This is a genomic window from Polynucleobacter kasalickyi (genome assembly GCF_900176405.1).
GTDB lineage: Bacteria > Pseudomonadota > Gammaproteobacteria > Burkholderiales > Burkholderiaceae > Polynucleobacter > Polynucleobacter kasalickyi.
Window position 1 is genome coordinate 205,454 of sequence record NZ_FWXJ01000003.1, and the last position, 19,407, is coordinate 224,860.

Sequence of the window (19,407 nt, forward strand, 5' to 3'; positions counted from 1 at the left end):
AAAATTTCTCTATTGTTTTATTTAGGTTGATTGACGATGCTGAACGATAGCGCTGGTTGCAAGAGCTTGTTCAATTTCCTGCTCCGAGGCGCCAAATTCTTGGAGTATTTCAATCGTATTTTCACCTAATCTAGGAGCAGGTGTAAAACCTTGTCGATTACCGCCAGAGAACTTATTCGTTAGGCCAATTTCTCGAATTAATCCCTCGCTAGGGTGAACTGTTTGTTGCAAAAAATTGACGGATTGAATATGTGGATCCTCCAGTAAATCCTCTAAGGAGTTATAACGCATACAAGGGATATCGATTCGTTCAAAAATTTCAATCCATTCCGCTGAGGTTTTTGAACCTAAAGAACTAGACCGAATCTCATAGTACTCCACACTATTTTTTGTTCTATTCGTCACATTATCAAACCTGGGATCTACTTTTAATTCTGGCCTGCCAATCGCGTCAAAAAATGCAAAGGCCTGAGCGTTGGTGTTAGGGGAAATAGAAATATATCCATCCGCTGTTTTTACAGGTCGATTGTTTTTATCTAAAACACGCGCATCACCAATTGGGCCGATACCAGGTTCAAAGGTCATATTCCCCATGTGTTCTCGTAAGACAAATGCTGCCATCGTTTCAAACATCGGTATCTCAATCAGTTCTCCCACCTTTGTTCTGGTTCTACGAAATAAGGCAAAACCAATCGTTTGAGCACTCACTAAACCAGTAATATGATCACCCATTACCAGTGGGACAAACCTTGGCTCACCACTCGACTTTTCAAACGTAGCACTCACGCCCGCACTGGATTGAATCACTGTATCGTATGCGGGGCGATTAAAGTAAGTTCCTCCACGTCCAAAGGCGAGGATTTGACAATAAATTAATTGGGGATTCATTGCCTTCAAGGAGGCGTAATCAAGCCCTAATTTTTGCAATGCCCCTAGACGCATATTCGTGACTAAAACATCTGCTTTAGCCAGCACTTTTTTTAAGAGAAAAAGTCCTTCTTCCGTTTTTAAATTCACGCAAATTGAACGTTTATTACGGTTAAAGTTCATGAATTTACCAGTCATACCAGGGTTTCGAGCGCCCCCTCCTAAGGTTCGCATCAAATCTCCCTCAGGAGCTTCTACTTTGATCACCTCGGCACCATGATCTGCAAGTGTCAGAGTACAAGTGGGACCGACAACTACAGAGGACAAATCAACAACCGTAATTCCGGCTAAGGGCCCCATTTCAGTAATTGAACTATTGTTTTGCTGCCCAAACTGCTCCACTAATCTTCCCCTTTTAAACCAATTTGTTGAATCAATGGGCCCCATCGCTTCGAGTCATCAGATAGAAATTTTGTAAATTGCTCTGGGGTATCCACCACAATTTCAGAACCATCCGAAGTTAATTTCTTTCTTAATTCTGGATCTCGAAGAACCTCTCTAAGGCTATTGGATAATTTATTGATGATTTCATTGGGTGTTTTTGCTGAAGCAATTAAACCAAACCAATTATTAAATTCAAAATCTTTCAAACCAACTTCTTGCATCGTTGGTATGTTCGGCAATAGAGGTGACCTTACTTTACTTGTGACAGCTAATACTCTAATTTTATTGGCCAGCATTAGCTCTCTCGCCGTAATTTGTGCAATAAATGCGAAATCAACATCCCCCGCAGCCACTGCAGTGGACGCTGGGGAGGCACCCCGGTAAGGTGCATGGACGACATCTATTCCTGTGTATATTTTAAGCATTTCTCCCGATAAATGACCACCACTACCAATCCCTGCAGAGCCATAATTTAATGACCTCGATTTACCTAAATCAATTAGATCTTGGTACGTTTTCAAATTTGATTTAGCACTCACCGCAAGTACTAACGGCGCAGTAACAATTCTGCCGATACCCACTACATCTTTAATGGAGTCATAACTTAATTTCTTAAACAAATAAGGACTTAAAGTATGAGGGGTATAAATCAACTGAATTTGATAACCATCAGCGGGTAATCCGAGCATTGCAGTAGTAGCAATAATTCCACTAGCGCCAGAACGATTTTCAATTTGTACACTTTGGTGTAGATTTTTACTTAAAGCATCCCCCACGATACGAGCATAAGTATCACTCGACGCTCCTGGGACAGATCCTACAAAAATCCGAATTGGTTTGGATGGATACGAAACACTTTGTGAATAGCTATTGAACACCGGGGCTAAAATCAAAACATGTAGTAGTACTATTTGCAAACAACGATAAGATCGTAGTTTCATTAATATTTCCATTAACTGATTTATACCAAGAGTATTACTGGAACTTCAATCCAGCAACATAATCGCTAATTAGAACCAAGTCTTCAAGTTTGATAGCAGAAACTGCGGAAGACATATTGCCATCCATATCAGCTCTCGTCATTGCCTTGAACCCCTTTAATTGAGTCAATAAATAATCATGGTTTTGACCAGCAATGCGAGGAATATGTTGAACACCTAAAAGATTTGGACCGTGACATTGCGTACAGTTGTATTGTTGGGCAAGTTTTGCACCTAATTCAATATTTTCAGGCTTTGATTTATAGGTGACTTCTCGTGCTTGTGATGCGTAATAAGCTGCCAGATCTTTCATTTCAGCATTGGAAAGAGTTGAGGCAATTGGCGTCATAATAGGATTCTTACGATTACCCTCACGATAATAAAAAAGGGTATTGGCAATTGATAAAGCAGGCATCCCAGCTAATGATGGAATATCGGCATTTTGGGAATTTCCGTTTGGCCCATGACAAGCGTTACAGAGTCCTTCTGCCTTTAATTTCCCAGCTGAAATATCCGCTCCGCTTGCGCTGACCATAACACTCATTAAAAATGCAATGAACCCGAAGTTCATTGCATTTCTTTTTACTTTCAATAAAGACATATTGAATACTATTTAGAGTAGCTAATGCGATAGATGATACCGTTGTGATCATCACTTACTAACATCGAACCGTCAGCAATTACTTGCACATCAACTGGTCTGCCCCACATTGGTGGATCGGCTTTTTCATTGGTCATAAAGCCAGTTAAAAATGGCTCATATTTCACTACTTTGCCATTACCATCTAACACCACACGCATCACATCATAACCCTGCTTCGTAGTTCTATTCCATGAGCCATGACGAGCGATAAAGATATTGTTTTTATACTCTGCAGGGAACATTTTGCCAGTATAAAAACGCATTCCTAAAGGAGCAACGTGCGCACCCATTTTGAGGGCTGGCTTGGTGAACTGTGAACAAGAAGCATATTTTCCATAAATTGGATCTGGCAAGTCGCCTTGATGGCAGAATGGGTAACCAAAATCTTCACCTACTTTGTTCAAGACATTTAACTCGTCATGTGGCAAGTCGTCACTGACCCAATCTCTGGCATGCTCTGTAAACCATAACTTCTTAGTTACTGGGTGGAAATCCATACCAACAGAGTTTCTTACACCGGTAGCAATTCGTTCCATCACACCCGTTTTAGGATCAAATCTCAAGATGGCCGCTTGGATGTAATTAGGTAAGGTAATATTTTGTGGTGAACCGATATTGAAATACAGCTTCTTATCCGGTCCGGCAACCATGTACTTCCAAAAGTGCCCTGGACCATTTGTAGGATCTAAACCATCAACTACTTGAACTGGCTCTGGTGGATTATCTAAACGGCTCTCGATATTTTCTAACTTCACAATCCGACCGCGTTCAGCGATATAAAGGGTACCATCAATCATGGCAATACCGTTCGGTGTATCAAGACCTTTAGCCACTGTCTTCATCACACGCTTACCGTCTTTTTCTACAATTGCGTAAACGTTTTTACCAATCCGGTTACTAACGTAAACAGTGCCTTGTGGGCTTAATAATAAAGAACGGGCATTAGTAACGCCATCAATCCAAACCTCTACTTTGAATCCAGCAGGTACCTTTAAGCTAGAAATAGGGAGTTCTTTTGCTTCTACGCCGGTTAAATTGGGGGCAAATGGATGCAATGGTGAAGTAGTTTGTTCACTACTCATACCCTGCTTCCAAGATGGTGGAGGTGGCGTATCCGTATTTTGAGCATTCGCTCCATGAACAGCAATTAAAGCAATCAGTGGAATTAACTTACGAATCATCTTATCTCCATTTATTTAATTAATTAATAAAAACATCTGCATCAATTTATACATCATTTTCCAGATACCTGTAATGAATATTTCCGTTTAAACTTGAGAATAAATAATTTATCTAAAATATTAAATTGAGACACAACATGAGTATAAAAAAATATTTAAACTTAAGGGTAACTACCTACACCTTTTTAATTTTCAATTTTTCTTCTTTAAATGCTCAAACTGATGATCTTCATTTGGATGAAATGGTAGTCAGTGCCACGAGAGATAGTCGAGATAGTTTTGAAATTCCTGCCTCTGTTTCCAAAATTTCTCAGGCCTCTCTATTTGAAAAGTCAAATCCAAATAATAATTTGGCTGAATCTTTACAGTCAGTGCCTGGAGTCATCGCAAATAATCGCCAAAACTATGCTCAAGATCAACAAATTTCTATCCGCGGTTTCGGTGCCCGTTCGCCAAGCGGAGTAAATGGCGTACGCATTATTGCTGATGGCATTCCAGCATCTCGGCCAGATGGTTCAGCCCAAGTAAGCAACTTAAATTTAAGTTCAGCAGAATCTATCGAAGTTCTGAGAGGACCTTTTTCTGCGTTATATGGCAATGCCTCTGGGGGAGTCCTACTGCTTGAATCTCAAAGCGCCAAACCTGGTGTATTTTTCAGTCCTACCCTTGAAATGGGTAGTTATGGTTATTGGAAAAGTGACAACCAAATTTCATATGGCACCAATCAATGGGGAAGTTTCTTACAACAAAGCCGATTTTCAACAGATGGCTATCGTGATCATAGCGCAGCTACCCGCGATCTATTCAATTTAAAAACAGATATCAAAATTAATGACGATCAAAAATTAACTTGGGTAATTAATTATTTAAATATGCCCTTGTCCTATGACCCACAAGGTCTCAGTGCTGCCCAAGCGGCGACTACACCCCAAGCTGCTAATGCTAATGCACTTTTATACAATACGCGGAAAAGCCTTTCACAAACCCAAACAGGTTTTAATTGGACAGATCGAATTGATCAACAAAACCAATTACAAGTAACTAGTTATGTAGGCCAACGTAGTCTAGAGCAATTTCTTTCCACCCCCATTAGTAGTCAAACCGGTGCCAATATAAACACAACTTCTGGTGGTGCGATTAATTTAGATTGGAATTATTTTGGCTTTGATACGCGATTTAGCAATGTGCAAGAAATTGCTGATATGTCCCTGAAATTTTCTGTTGGCTTTAACTATGACCGTTTAGATGAACGGCGCTTAGGATTTAATAACTTTATAAGCTCATCCGGCTCGCCAGTATGCGGCACGACCGCAAGCTGTGGCGTATTAGGCACTCTGAAAAGAGATGAAAATAACTATGCTCAAAATTTTGACCAGTATGTACAGGCAGAACTGAATCCAAATGAGTATTGGAAAATTTATGCGGGGATGCGTCACAGTTATGTTGCAATGGGTTCACAAGATAATTATGCAAGTAATGGCAATCAAAGTGGGGGGAACCAGTTTTCCAGTACGAATCCTATCGCAGGTGTCTTGTATCAAATCACTCCAACGTTAAATACATATGTTTCTTTCGGTCGTGGCTTTGAAACACCTACTCTGTTGCAAAGTGCTTATTCTTATGGCGCGAATAATGGCTTTAATACAGGTTTAATGGCTAGTGCCAGCCAACAAATAGAGGCTGGAATTAAATTACGAGCAAATGATACTTATCTGAAGTTAGCTATTTTCCAAGCCAACACAAGCAATGAAATTGGCGTACAAAATAATACTGGGGGTAGAGCCATCTATCAAAACGTCGGAGATACGCTACGACAAGGGTTTGAATTAGAATTACTCCATCAATGGGAACATGGTATTAGAACGATTTTGGCAGGTAGTTTACTGAATGCAAGCTATCAAAATAGTTTCTTAACCTGTCAAAGTAGTAGTACTTGTACCAATCCCCAATTCACCACAATCAATGCAGGTAATTCACTTCCCGGTATCGCTCCACAAAGAGTATATGCGGAAATTTCTTGGCGTAGTCCAAACAAAGAATGGGAAACTGGGCTTGAATATCGTTATAGCAGCTCGATCTTTGCAAATGACCAAAATAGTGAATCAGCCGCAAGCTATAACCTATTTAATGTGCGCCTTTCACACCAAAACCTTTGGGACGAATGGACTTTTAGGCAGTTTTTACGGATTGATAATTTAGGAAATACCCCTTATGTTGGCTCCTTGATTGTCAATGAAGCCAACAAAAATTACTATGAAACTAGCCCTGGAATGGTATGGTTAGTTGGGCTAAATTTAACGTATCGTCCGAAGTAAAAGAAGTCATTGCATCATTCTAAAAACTTCGATAACTGCGCTTTCCACCACTTAGCCTGCCCAGTAGTACTATGACCACTGGTCTGTTCACTGGCAGGAATTAAATAATAAGTGGCGGATTTGAGCTTGGTAAGAATGGATTGTACTTTGCCTAGTTCTGGTGGATTACGTTCATCATCTGCAGAATTGATGATTAACATTTTTGCTTTAATTTTGTCTAAATCTGGCTCTGGATTAAAGTCCTCAGAAGATTGCCATTGATATAAAAGATCGTTCGCATCTTGTATATTAGGATCTTTTAATCGATTAGCAATGAATTCATTACCTTTTGCACTAGTAGGTGCAATTCGTTGCAAGCCCAAATGCCCCCCGCTAGTAGCTAAACTAAAATAAGTTGTCGCAAATTTCGCACTAAAGGGTTGCACTTTGTAATTTCCCTCAAGCCATGAAGGATCTTGACGAATCGAGTCCACAATGAATTTCCTCATCATCCAATTACGTCCAGACATAGCAGCCGGGCTAGATGCCATTGGCATTAATAAATCCATCATCTCAGGATATTTCGTACCCCATAGCCAAGTTTGCATCCCCCCCATCGAATTGCCCATGACTAATTTTAGGTGCTGAATACCTAAACCTTCTGTCACGACAGCATGCTGAGCCTTCACCATATCGTCATAGTTATAACTCGGAAACTTTGCTCTTAAACCATCAGATGGTTTACTTGAATTACCAGCACCAATTGCATCCGTCAAAATAATAAAATACTTAGAGGCATCTAATACTTGACCTGGTCCAAACAGTTCGCCACCAAAACTTGGGTTTAACATACCCTTCGCAGTGCCTGCCGTTCCATGTAAAACCAACACCGCAGGATTACTTGGATTTCCTAATGTAATGTAGGACAACTTCAATTCAGGAAGTACTTGTCCGTTATGAAATTGGAAATTTTTTATCGACCAAGTCGACGATTTCTGAGCATAAAACTCTTGCGCTTGTAGTTGACTCATCAATAATATCAATGCATTGAAAAGGAAGATTTGAATAAGTCTCATTTTATCTCGCAAAAAAAGGATCCATCATAATTAGTCACACTGATGTAAGATTTGAACATACTAATAAAACAATAATAAACACTTATCACGTATAAAATACGACCCATTACTTAAAAAATATTTACGGAGAAAACCCATGAAGCGTCGTCAGTTTTTAACACAATCATCTTATATCATTGCTGGATCAGCCCTACCAATGACGCATTTATTTGCCAAAGAGACGATTAGTCCAGAAATGGAATTTTTAAGCAATTACATGAGTCAAGCATACAGTAAAAAATTGCCTGAAGATATTCTTGAACAAGCCAAGTTTCATATATTAGATACCTTTTCAGCGATTCTCTCCGGCTCTGAATTAGCGCCAGGAGTTTCTGGGATTAATTATGTCAAACGCCATGGATCTACTGGGAAGTGTACCGTGATTGGTACCCAATTAAAGGCCGGCCCTCTGGAAGCCGCGCTAGCAAATGGCATGATGGGACATGCCGATGAAACTGATGATTCTCACGGTCGATCTAGGTCGCACCCTGGTTGCTCTATCGTGCCAGCAACCATGGCTAGTTCCGAAATTTTTGGCATTACTGGTGATCACTTTATTAAAGCAGTTACCTTAGGTTACGATGTTGGCACCCGCTTATTAATGTCCCTAGGAGGGCCTGAATTCAGTTATACCAGCCATAAGAGTTCCCATAGTATTGCTGGAATGTTTGGAAGTGCTGCGGCTGCGTCTTGTGTGGCCAAATTCAACCCGCAAAAGATTCGCTGGGTATTTGATTACACCGCCCAACAATCATCAGGCATAGCTGCTTGGGGAAGGGATACTGATCATATTGAGAAGGCATTTGTGTTTGCTGGAATGCCAGCTCGAAATGGTGTGGCTTCAGCACTATTAGTCGATACGGGTTGGAATGGAATTGATGATATTTTTAGTGGGGCAGATAATTATTTTCTTGCCTATGCACCAAATGCAAAACCAAATATCCTTGTAGACAAACTAGGGGTGCAATTTGAAATTGCTCTCACGGATATCAAAAAATGGTCGGTCGGTTCACCGATTCAAGGCCCTTTAGATGCATTAAGTATTCTCCTACAAAAAAATAAATTCAACGCTGATGATGTTGAAAAACTTGATGTGCGCCTTGCTCCTTCTGCAGCCAAAGTCGTCAACAACCGTGAGATGCCAGACATTTGTTTACAACACATGATGGCAATTATGCTAATGGATAAAACAGCTTCTTTTAAAGCTGCTCATGATATCGACCGGATGAAGGATGCCAAAGTGCTGGCACAACGTGCAAAAGTTAATCTGATTAGTGATGAAAACTTAAATCAATTTATGCCGATTCGCGTCGCAATTGTAGAAGTTATTCTGAAAGATGGTCGTCGTTTTTCTGAGAGAGTTGATGCAGTTAGGGGAACTCCGAGAAATCCAATGACAAAAGTAGAAGTCTTTGATAAAGCATTGGATCTCATTGGCCCAGTCATTGGCAATGACCAATCCAAAGAATTATTAGCCTTTGTTAACTCCTTGGAGCAGCAAACTAATTTAAATAAATTAAGTTATTTACTACAAAAAAATAGCTGAGAATTAGGTTTTCGATTGTGCCATTTCGTTTAAACGAATTCGGAGAACGTCGATGTAACTTTTAATCTCAAAATATTTATCGGAGTGTAAGGTAGGTATCTTAATGCTTGAAACCTGATGATCTAGTTCGTGAAGTTCTGCAGAAATGCTTCTAATATCCTGGAGAGATCTTTCGGATTGCTCTAATGCAAGAACTTTACCTTCTAGTTTGCGAAGAGCAAGGTAGATTTTTCCTAATTTCAAATTGAGCTTGAAAGAAAATAAGCTTGGTAGATATGTTGCCACAGGAATACCAATTGCTAGCACGGGCAGGGCTATTTTTAACAGCCTAACGACCCATACCGCTAGCCAGTAAGGCAAGTTACGGTAAAGGAAAGAAGGGCCTTCTTTCATATAATTTTCGGCATCAGACTGTAAAGGTAAATCTAGGCGAGTGCTTGAAGGGAATTCTGAGACTTCCTGAATGCGTGTGTAATTTTTTAATAAATCGTATAACACTTCCATGATCAGATTTACAAATCCTGGACTCACATCATTCCGTGCGACCAAAGCAGCTGTTGAAGCAATCACGTGGATATTTTTCGGTGGTTGGTTAAACTCCAAACTCACATTCCCATGAGGAATATACACTTTACTTAAATAGGGTAATTGCCTTACATAAGAGTCTGCTTGATCAAAATCCATAATAGAAACACCAGGTAATCGATAGAATTTTTCAAGAATTGGTGCATCTACACCCACAGCAAAACACGTTGCATCGATTTCCTTAGACTGTATTTTCTTTAGTGCTTCATCCGGAGAGATCTCAAAAAGTTCTATTTGAGATGCGTCAATGCCATGAATTTTTAACAGCTCTTTTGACAGCGTATTGGTCCCACTACCCTTTGCGCCAATAGCTACGCGTTTGCCTTTTAACTGTTGGAGATTATTTAAATTCCCAGAAACTTCTTTAAACGCATCGCCTCTGTACCAGATCCAATAGGGTTCATAAAAAACGCCTGCAATCGAGACCAAATCAGGATTGTTTTTCTCATTCGCTACGCCCGATTGAACCAATGCTAAATCAACATCAGAGTCTTTGTCCGAAATTAATTTCAAATTTTCAACCGAACCAGCAGTTACTTTTAATTCAACTTTGACACCATTTTTTTCGAGTTCTCTTTTAAAGTCCTCACCAAAACGGTAGTACAAACCGGTCTTTGCACCTGTTGCAATCACTACAGTACGGGGAATAGAGGGCACTAGATACCACATTGCTAAAAAAAACACGCCAACCAAAACAAAAAATACAACGGTTGCTATGTAGATAGCTTTTTTAGGTAGGTTATAAATATCCATTTTTATACGTAGTTTATTGATATTAATTGTAATAATGTAATAGACTAACAGAATTAAATGTAATTATTTTTAGGATACGGATTGTCAAAAAAGAACCCAACTAGCTGTTTATCATCCACTTTGCTCCTCAGTTGTGTGGTTTTACTTGCGAGTTGCCAACTACTTAGCGAAACTCCAAGGGCTGTTAGTGTTCTTCAGGCGAAATCAGGCTCTAACATTCAAGGCTCGATCTCTTTTACTCAGTCTGGCAATAATGTCCTTGTGACCGGTACCTTTTCTGGTCTAACGCCCAATTCTGAGCAAGGGATTCACATTCACGAATTTGGGGATTGCAGCGCTTTGGATGCCGCAAGTGCGGGTGGTCATTACAATCCAAATAGTTTAAAGCATGGCAAACATGATAGTTTTTCATCACATGCTGGCGATATGCCCAATTTAAAAGTGGATGCGAATGGCAATTCCTATTATCAAGCAAGCTTGAATCATGTCAGTTTAGTCGGCGAACAAAATATTCTAGGTAAATCAGTTGTAGTCCATCGTAATAAGGATGATTATGTAACTCAACCTGCTGGCAACTCCGGTGAACGTATTGGTTGTGGCATCATCCGTTAGTTCAATCTTCTTCAAGATTTGAATTTTCAGAACTTTGATTGGTTTGCATCACTCGATTCGTTAGCTTTTCTAATGGACCACCAAGTAGCAAAATGAATAAAATTCCTGATAGTCCAATCATTCCTAAAGTGATTTGACCAGCGCCGAAAGAAACCCCCATCACCGCACATACCCAAATACTTGCTGCCGTCGTCAGGCCTTTTACAGAGGCATTGGTACCCCGATGGATAATCACTCCAGCACCTAAAAACCCAATCCCTGAAAGTATGCCTTGCAAGACACGACTTTGGGCTTGCGCATCACTGCCAACTATTTCTTGGATGACCAAAATTGCCAGAGCCGAACCCAATGCCACCAAACTATGCGTTCTCACTCCGGCAGATTTATGATGTATCCAACGATTCAGGCCTAAGATGGTTCCGCTAACAATCGCCAAGAGGAGCCTGAGAACAACCTCATGAATAGGGAGTGTAATTTCAAACATTATTTTTCCTCTTTAACACCAGCCCAACCGGGCAAATAAGATGCTTCTGTTTTTTTTGCTAAATCCAAAGCAGTTTGAATCGCCTTTTCCATCGAGCTCTCAATTGTTTTGAGTTTAATATGTAAACGAAAATAATCTGCCCACATAAACTCGGCAAATGGCGTATTTTGCTTCGCATAAGCTCCTTGGTTTCTTGCTAAGCCTGCCAAACTGCGATACGGATCATCTTTCAAATCGGCAACCATTTTAGGTAATGCTTGATACTCCAATCGATTTCCTTCTCCATCATAGGGGTGAACCCATTGCGAAAATTCCATCACTTTCCAAAAGGTTTGTATGTCCAACCAGGACAAATCTTTTAGAACCGTCAACATGACACTCTTTTGTCCCTCTTGATGAAGCGCTAAACCTAAATGATGGTGATCAACAATGTAATATTTATTACCTGGTCCAATGACACTAGGGAACCAATGTGAGTCAATTAAGTCTGCTCTCTTTTTAGGGTTTAGGCTAGCCCACTCTTTTCTTTTTAAATGAACTTCCTGATAACCCACTGTAGCTTGAGTTGGCAAAATTTCCTCTAATGAAACTTTGACGAGATGGTGATGAACAGGATGCATAGTGACCTTTCAAAGACTTCAATAACAGCTCATGAATGAGTTTTTTTAATCGCATTGCCCTTCGGGTGCAAGCACAGCCCATGGTATACGAACTTCAGAATAAAGGTTGTTTTTCGGTATCACAATAGGGGGTTGCAACTGAGCTTTCGGAAATTGATTAAGTTCTTTAGGGCTCGGTGTAATCATCGCCATGCCACAGTTTCTTACCTGACTAGGGAGTACCCAAGGAGCTAACTGGTAATCAGCTTGGGTGAACACATAAATTTTTCCAGGGTTAAATAAACTCACAAAACCTGCTTCCCACTCCCCCCCCGCAACAATTCTGAGAGGGGCGTGAGGATACAAAATTTGCCAACTTTCAAGAACCTTTTGCGCAATTTCAGGGGCAGGATAATTGCCTCTATTGGAGTTTTTATTGATCGTTGATTTACCGATATAGACAGCACCCAAAATGAATTGAATCAAAATAAAAATAATCAGAAATTTCTTTTGAAACAAATGAACTAGTCGACCCCTTAAAAAATAAACGATCACAATCGTCACCATTGGCAACATAGGGGTTACCCAACGATAGTAAAGTGGCACCCAAAATCCTACGATGCAAGATAATAAAAATGGGCCCAAGCCTAAAAAGATGAGGAATTGTTGATCCTTTAAAATCTTGGCTGCACTCGGATTGATTTGGGACATATGAAGATCCGAAATTCTCCATTTGACGCAACAGTAAATTGCTGCAATCCATAAAAATAAGTGCGCAAGAAAAGCATTTCCAAGATAGTCAGCTAGTGAAGCCAAGTTACTGCTAGATTGATCTAGTTCATTAAAACGTTCGGAGACATAATGAAAAGGCATGAAGTCATGCTGTGTTAACCACCATAAATGCGGTCCAAAAACAAGTAGAAATCCAATGGATGCAAAGACGAGAAGTTGCCAATTAAATTGTTGTCGCCATGCTTTTGAAAACACAATCAGTAATAGGGCACAGGGCACAATAAAGGCTGCCGTATATTTTGATAAAGCATTAAGCCCCATCACTACACCCATTAAAAAAGCCACGCTGAAAGATTTTTTTTCTAAAGTCGCATACAAAAAAACTAGGCTCAACGCCCAAAATGGCATTTGGATTTGATTGTGATTAAAGTCGGTAGACCATAAATGGCAGTAAATGGTAAGAGCATAAAGAAATAAAGCAACAATCGCTTCTTTTTCTCCTAAAAATTGGTTTGCTAACCATGCAACGGCATAATAAGTAGCAGCAATGGAAATACTTCCACAGAGGAAAAGTGAAAGCATATTTTTCCCAACAATTGCTTGAACAACAGCCACAATCCAAGTTGGCATTGGTGGGTGTTTATAAAACCCCCACTCCCAACTCAGACTCCAACCATACATTTCTGTAGCATCTAAAGGAGGGGCGTGATGCGAGACCCATGGTACGAGGGTCCAAAAAATGAGTTGAAATAGGATGAGTCCCCAAGTAAAACGTTTTATTAACGGTGACACAAGTAACCTTAATGAAATAAAGAATGCTTTATGGTTAATTGAAATTATTTCGCTACAATCAAATTAACAGTATGTTGATAGTTTAACCGTTGAAAACACATATTTTTATCCTTTTTTGAGACAAAATGAATCCAAGTCACATTGAAATTATTGCAAGTGCAATCTTTGGCATTGCCATCATCCATACCTTTTCGACTTCTTTCTTTATAAAGCTCTCAAAAAGTCACCCTCAACATGCTGGGCTATTTCATCTATTAGGTGAAGTTGAAGTTGTTTTTGGTTTTTGGGCACTGGTTTTGGTTTTAGCTTTATCACTTTTGCAAAGCTCAAAAGATGCAGTTCATTTTGTTGAAGGTCAAAATTACACAGAGGCCCTATTTGTTTTTGCTGTGATGGTTGTGGCCGCCAGTAAACCGATTCTTACTTTTGCCAACACTGGAATCAATGGGGCTGCCAAATTAGTTGCGCAATTTACCCCCATTCCTTTAAATACCGTTATTTTCTTTCTAAGTTTATCGATCGTACCGTTAATGGGCTCATTGATTACTGAGCCTGCAGCGATGACTTTGGCAGCTCTGTTATTACGTGATAGATTTTATAAAGTGGGATTGCCCGTTAAATTTCAATACGCAATTATTGGGGTACTTTTTGTCAATATTTCGATTGGTGGCACGCTCACGAACTTTGCCGCCCCGCCCGTACTAATGGTTGCTTCTGCTTGGGAATGGTCGACCCCTTTTATGTTCACGCATTTTGGTGACAGAGCCGCCTTAGCCGTTTTTGTGAACTCCTTAATAATTACTATTATCTTTCGTAAACAAATTCCTAAAGAATTTAAAGAAGCTCCCGCAGAAAGCATGCCCTTAGCAGTTATCTTTGTACACTTATTATTTTTAGCTGGCGTCGTTATTTTCGCGCACTATCCGGCTGTTTTTTTATGGCTATTTTTGTTTTTTCTTGGTTTTACTACCGCCTATTCAAAATATCAAAACCCCTTGATTCTGCGTGAAGCATTATTGGTTGCGTTCTTTTTGGCTGGACTAGTTGTTTTAGGCAGTTTACAAAAATGGTGGTTACAACCTGTTTTAGAAAGCATGACGCCGACGGTAGCTTTCTATGGCACCGCTGCCCTCACTGGCCTCACTGATAATGCGGCATTAACTTATCTGGGGTCCTTGGTGGAAGGTACTACTCAGGAATTTAGGGTCGCGCTAGTAGCTGGTGCAGTAACAGGTGGGGGTCTTACGGTGATTGCGAATGCGCCTAACCCAGCTGGTTTGTCCATCTTACGCGAATACTTTACAGGGAAGGTAGTAAACCCCACGTATCTATTTGTAGCAGCTATTATTCCTACTTTAGTGGCTGTTATTGCCTTTAGATTCATCTAAGTGCAATTTCTTCCACTATTTGTTCAAATCAATGTAGCCTGTTAGAATATACGTTTGCCCCCAGTTTGAACTACTGAGAACGGCCCTACGATATGAAAAAAGTATTTATTAAAACCTTTGGTTGCCAAATGAACGAGTATGACTCGGAAAAAATGGCAGATGTATTAGAGTCACAAAGTGGCTACACACCAACTGACAACCTTGATGAAGCGGATATGGTATTGCTCAATACTTGTTCTATCCGTGAAAAAGCCCAAGATAAAGTTTTCTCCGATTTGGGTAGGCTAAGAGACTTAAAAAGCCAAAAACCTAACTTAATTATTGGTGTGGGCGGTTGTGTGGCGAGCCAAGAGGGTAAACAAATTGTGAACCGCGCACCCTATGTTGATTTGGTTTTTGGGCCACAAACACTTCACCGACTTCCTGCTTTAATTAATGAGCGTCAACGATCTGGACGTTCGCAGGTTGATATTAGCTTTCCTGAAATTGAAAAATTCGATCACTTACCACCCGCTCGCAAAGATGGTGGAGCTGCGTTTGTATCCATCATGGAAGGTTGCTCAAAGTATTGTACTTATTGCGTTGTTCCTTTTACCAGGGGCGAGGAAGTTTCAAGGCCGTTCGAAGATGTATTAGTCGAAGTTTCAGGATTGGCTCAACAAGGTGTTTGTGAAATCACTTTACTTGGTCAAAATGTGAATGCCTACTTAGGCAAGGTCAATGATCAAGCCGAGTTAGCTGATTTTGCGATGTTACTAGAGTATATTTCTGAAATTCCTGGGATTGAAAGAATTCGTTACACCACAAGTCATCCAAAAGAATTTACTTCACGTCTAATTCAAGCACATGCCACCTTACCTAAACTAGTGAACCATTTGCACTTACCTGTACAGCATGGCTCTGACAAAATTTTAATGGCGATGAAGCGTGGCTATACTAGTCTTGAATATAAAAGCATCATCCGGAAAATTCGCCAAGTAAAGCCGAATATTCCAATTTCAAGTGACTTTATCGTGGGCTTCCCAGGTGAAACCGATGAAGATTTTTTACAACTCATGAAGTTGGTTGAAGATATTAAGTTTGATAATAGCTACTGTTTTATTTTCAGTGCAAGGCCAGGTACTCCCGCTGCTAATTTGAAGGATGATATTCCACGCGAAGTAAAAGTAAGGCGCCTTCAAGAGTTAACGAGCCTCATTGATGAACATATTCTTGCCATTAGCAAATCGATGATTGGTGCAACGGAGCGTGTCATGATTGAAGGCATGGCGAGAGATGGTCAAAAATTACAAGGTCGTACGGAAAACAATCGCGTTGTAAATATCGATTTACCGGCAGATACCAATGCGCAAAGGTTAATTGGTAAGATGACTACCGTCTTATTTACTGATGCCTTAGCTCACTCACTTAAAGGTGAGTTGGTGCTAAAGCTTTCTTAAAATCTCCATGCCCAGCCAAAAATATCTCGTTAATACCCAATTTGCATCCACTGCGATACAAAACAAGTGGGAACCACTCCTTGCCAATGCTCAATTAAAAAAATGGATCAAGGCAGCATGTAAATTACCCTTTGAATTTACGCTACGCTTAGTGAATGCGAAAGAAGGTCTTGCGCTCAATCAAGCCTATCGTGATGGTGACCATGCTACCAATATCTTAACTTTCTCGTTAAATGATGAGGATAGTGATCTGACAAAAGATACTATCTTGGCAGATTTTGTATTTTGTATGCCAGTCATCGAAAAGGAAGCAAAGGCTCAGGGCAAAGAAGTCCTGCATCACTTTATTCATTTATTGGTTCATGGTGTTTTACATGCTCAAGGCTTTGATCATGAGGATCCTATTGAAGCAGAGGCAATGGAAGCGCTTGAAATTGCCATTTTGCACAGATTAAAATTAGAAAATCCTTATATCTGACACTTATATCAGTTACCCTATATAGATGACCGACTCAGACCCTAAAAGTTTTTTTAATCGCCTAGCGAACCTTTTGTATTCCAAACCTGAAACTCAGGCTGAAAAGCGTAAAGAGTTGCTGGAAACTTTACGACTTGCCAAATCAGAAGGTTTAATCGACTCTGATGCCCTTTCGATGATTGAAGGTGTTTTCCAAGTCAGTGAACTTACTGTTAAAGATATTTTGCTGCCACGGGCACAAATTGACTGGGTAGATATCCAAGATCCTATTGATGTGATTGTGCCCTCAGTCATTGAAGCTGCCCACTCTCGTTTTCCAGTCTTTGAAGGCAATCGAGATAATGTCATCGGCATCCTACTTGCGAAAGACCTTTTGCGTCAGGCCGTGGATAAAGATTTTAATTTACGAGATTGGCTAAGGCCTGCTGTCTTTATCCCAGACTCAAAACCCCTCGGTGTTTTACTCAAAGATTTTAGAAGTAATCGTAATCATTTAGCTATCGTCGTAGATGAATATGGTGGGGTCGCTGGAATTGTAACGATTGAGGATGTGTTAGAACAAATCGTTGGTGATATTGAAGATGAACACGATATTGATGATGAAGCAGATAACATCGTTTCCACATCCGATGGGAAGTTCCGTATTCGGGGTATGACAAGTCTTGAACAAATCAATGAAGTACTTGGCACTGACTTTATCGATGAGGATATTGATACGATTGCTGGTTTAGTAATTCAACAAGTGGGCAGGGTTCCCAAACGTGGCGACATCATTGAAATCGGCGAGTTGGTCTGTGAAATCCAACGTGCGGATCCACGTCAGATTCACATCTTAGTCATCCATAAAAAGCCTTCCCCCAGTCTGTAAATGCTATCTTACAGAGCCTATCTTTTTTCCTTTCTCATCGGTGTATCAACGGCCGCTGTCGGTAACTTTAGCCATGCAGCCTGGTGGCAAATGTTATTACTCGCTTTATTTTGGCGACAAATACATCATCATCATTTCCATGGTCTTAAAACGCAAGTTTATTTAGGTTGGCTCTTTGGCCTCGGATATTTCTGCCAAGGTATTTGGTGGTTGTATGTCAGCATGCACGATATAGGCGGTATGCCCTCCCTCATGGCGGCAGGCGGAGTCTTGCTGTTATCTGCATTTTTAGCACTATTTCCAACACTTGCGGTAGCTCTTGGGGCAAGATTTTATAACCAATCCAATAGTGCGATTGCCTGGGCCAGTGCTTGGACCATCGCCGAATGGTTACGAGGAAATATCCTAACTGGGTTTCCTTGGATTGGCTTTGGTGATGCTCAAATCAACGGGCCCTTTCAAGGCTTAATCCCCATCTTTGGCGTATTAGGTGCTACCTTTGCAACGATTTGGGGTGCTTATAAAATTGGTAGTGCTCCAGGTCGAATTTTTCTCCCTTTATTTTCTTTAGGCTTCGCTATAGCCATTTGCTCATTCTTCGAGGGCATCGAGTTTACAAAGCCGGTTGGGAAAATGTTAGAAGTACGATTATTGCAAGGTAACTTTCCTCAAACGATGCAGTACGATCCAGCCGCAATCAACCGGCAAAACAATTATTATTTCAATGGTTATTTAAATAAAGCAGCTGATCTAACAGTCGGTCCCGAAACAGCCATCACTTTAGCCGAAAATCAAATTCCAAAAGATTGGGAAGATCGTTTACAAAACTATCTCAATGAAACGAAGGGATATGTTTTGACCGGAGTCATTGGGGCCAAAGGGGATCAGTACTCTAATCGAGCTAAAGCTTATGGTCCAAATGGGGAGTCCTACAGTTATGACAAATCCCACTTAGTCCCTTTTGGCGAATATATTCCTCCTGGTTTCGAATGGTTTGTACGTGCAATTAAAGCTCCACTATCTCAATTCACGATGGGTTCAAATGAACAAGCGCATTTGACTATCAAAAGATCTGATGAACCAGATATTTCTGCGGTGGTGATGATTTGTTATGAGGACGTATTTGGTGCAGAAATAGCTCAGAGAATCCGTAAGTTTCCTGCAAACCCTCCTAATTTACTCATTAACTTAACCAACCTTGCCTGGTTTGGGAATACCTCCGCGCCTTGGCAACACTTAAGGTTGGCACAACTTCGCTCCCTAGAGACCGGCTTACCCACCATCAGGTCAACGAACACTGGGGTCACTGCAATTATTAATGATCAAGGTCGAGTTGTTGCACAACTACCCGTTTTTAATGAGGGCGTATTAACCGGTTCTGTTCAAGCTAGAAATGGCATCACACCCTATGTTCAATTCGGTGATATGCCCATTTTACTTTTATCCATTATGACTCTCGTGATTGGTTGGCGAAAAAAGAAACTGTTGAGTACCATGAGTACTCAGACAAAAGTTCTGTGAAGCAAAAAGCAAGGCGTTTCTTGACGGACGAGCCATCCTTCTCCTGAACGACGAGGATTTACTGACAAACTCTTGTTAAAATAAAC

Annotated in this window: 17 protein-coding genes; 8 read left to right on the plus strand and 9 right to left on the minus strand. The window is 40.4% G+C overall.

Features of this window, described 5'->3' with window-relative positions; translation table 11 throughout:
• Positions 1-21: 21 nt before the first annotated feature.
• From B8983_RS04375 to B8983_RS04390, 4 genes are read right to left on the minus strand one after another with little or no spacing between them, the layout of a single operon-like run.
• On the minus strand, positions 22-1,269 hold the full coding sequence (locus B8983_RS04375; RefSeq protein ID WP_159460807.1) for a CaiB/BaiF CoA transferase family protein: 1,248 nt from the start codon (positions 1,267-1,269) through the stop codon (positions 22-24).
• Entirely contained in the window at positions 1,269-2,252 is a 984-nt protein-coding gene (locus B8983_RS04380; protein WP_159460808.1) for a Bug family tripartite tricarboxylate transporter substrate binding protein, read from the minus strand. Before B8983_RS04380 ends, B8983_RS04375 begins: the two co-directional genes overlap by 1 nt.
• 34 nt (positions 2,253-2,286) lie before the next feature.
• Positions 2,287-2,862 carry a c-type cytochrome gene (locus tag B8983_RS04385; protein ID WP_159460809.1) on the minus strand — a complete coding sequence of 192 codons (576 nt, stop codon included), beginning with the start codon at positions 2,860-2,862 and terminating at the stop codon, positions 2,287-2,289.
• A 38-nt stretch (positions 2,863-2,900) separates the two neighbouring features.
• The gene (locus B8983_RS04390; protein WP_234986888.1) at positions 2,901-4,115 is read right to left on the minus strand and encodes a PQQ-dependent sugar dehydrogenase; all 1,215 of its coding nucleotides are present in this window, start codon (positions 4,113-4,115) and stop codon (positions 2,901-2,903) included.
• Positions 4,116-4,252: 137 nt separating this feature from the next.
• On the opposite strand from B8983_RS04390, the gene B8983_RS04395 reads away from it, so the two are divergent.
• Entirely contained in the window at positions 4,253-6,430 is a 2,178-nt protein-coding gene (locus tag B8983_RS04395; RefSeq protein WP_084282908.1) for a TonB-dependent receptor family protein, read from the plus strand.
• 14 nt (positions 6,431-6,444) lie between these two features.
• Here the strand turns inward: B8983_RS04395 and B8983_RS04400 are convergent, their stop codons facing one another.
• Positions 6,445-7,485, minus strand: a complete 1,041-nt coding sequence (locus B8983_RS04400) for an alpha/beta fold hydrolase (protein ID WP_084282909.1) — start codon at positions 7,483-7,485, stop codon at positions 6,445-6,447.
• Positions 7,486-7,621: 136 nt separating this feature from the next.
• Here B8983_RS04400 and B8983_RS04405 point away from each other — a divergent pair, with 136 nt between their 5' ends.
• Complete coding sequence (locus B8983_RS04405; protein ID WP_084282910.1) at positions 7,622-9,070, plus strand: MmgE/PrpD family protein; 1,449 nt, start codon at positions 7,622-7,624, stop codon at positions 9,068-9,070.
• A gap of 3 nt (positions 9,071-9,073) precedes the next feature.
• Here the strand turns inward: B8983_RS04405 and B8983_RS04410 are convergent, their stop codons facing one another.
• Positions 9,074-10,408, minus strand: a complete 1,335-nt coding sequence (locus B8983_RS04410) for a TAXI family TRAP transporter solute-binding subunit (RefSeq protein ID WP_084282911.1) — start codon at positions 10,406-10,408, stop codon at positions 9,074-9,076.
• An 81-nt stretch (positions 10,409-10,489) separates the two neighbouring features.
• On the opposite strand from B8983_RS04410, the gene B8983_RS04415 reads away from it, so the two are divergent.
• Complete coding sequence (locus B8983_RS04415) at positions 10,490-11,020, plus strand: superoxide dismutase family protein (protein ID WP_234986890.1); 531 nt, start codon at positions 10,490-10,492, stop codon at positions 11,018-11,020.
• Between the two features lies 1 nt (position 11,021).
• On the opposite strand, the gene B8983_RS04420 is transcribed toward B8983_RS04415, so the two are convergent.
• The 3 genes from B8983_RS04420 to B8983_RS04430 are packed head-to-tail and all read right to left on the minus strand — an operon-like array spanning position 11,022 to position 13,627.
• Complete coding sequence (locus B8983_RS04420; RefSeq protein ID WP_084282912.1) at positions 11,022-11,504, minus strand: MgtC/SapB family protein; 483 nt, start codon at positions 11,502-11,504, stop codon at positions 11,022-11,024.
• The gene (locus B8983_RS04425; protein WP_084282913.1) at positions 11,504-12,124 is read right to left on the minus strand and encodes a ParB-like protein; all 621 of its coding nucleotides are present in this window, start codon (positions 12,122-12,124) and stop codon (positions 11,504-11,506) included. Before B8983_RS04425 ends, B8983_RS04420 begins: the two co-directional genes overlap by 1 nt.
• Before the next feature lie 45 nt (positions 12,125-12,169).
• Complete coding sequence (locus B8983_RS04430; protein WP_143736092.1) at positions 12,170-13,627, minus strand: glycosyltransferase family 39 protein; 1,458 nt, start codon at positions 13,625-13,627, stop codon at positions 12,170-12,172.
• A gap of 125 nt (positions 13,628-13,752) precedes the next feature.
• Between B8983_RS04430 and B8983_RS04435 the strand changes: the two genes are divergently transcribed.
• From B8983_RS04435 to lnt, 5 genes are all read left to right on the plus strand, one after another.
• A complete protein-coding gene (locus B8983_RS04435) occupies positions 13,753-15,015 on the plus strand; it encodes a putative Na+/H+ antiporter (RefSeq protein ID WP_084282915.1) in 1,263 nt (420 codons plus the stop codon).
• Positions 15,016-15,107: 92 nt separating this feature from the next.
• The gene (miaB, locus tag B8983_RS04440; RefSeq protein WP_084282916.1) at positions 15,108-16,454 is read left to right on the plus strand and encodes a tRNA (N6-isopentenyl adenosine(37)-C2)-methylthiotransferase MiaB; all 1,347 of its coding nucleotides are present in this window, start codon (positions 15,108-15,110) and stop codon (positions 16,452-16,454) included.
• Between the two features lie 7 nt (positions 16,455-16,461).
• A complete protein-coding gene (ybeY, locus tag B8983_RS04445; RefSeq protein WP_084282917.1) occupies positions 16,462-16,932 on the plus strand; it encodes an rRNA maturation RNase YbeY in 471 nt (156 codons plus the stop codon).
• 25 nt (positions 16,933-16,957) lie between these two features.
• Complete coding sequence (locus B8983_RS04450; RefSeq protein ID WP_084282918.1) at positions 16,958-17,800, plus strand: CorC family transporter; 843 nt, start codon at positions 16,958-16,960, stop codon at positions 17,798-17,800.
• Complete coding sequence (gene lnt / locus B8983_RS04455; protein ID WP_084282919.1) at positions 17,801-19,321, plus strand: apolipoprotein N-acyltransferase; 1,521 nt, start codon at positions 17,801-17,803, stop codon at positions 19,319-19,321.
• Positions 19,322-19,407 lie beyond the last annotated feature (86 nt).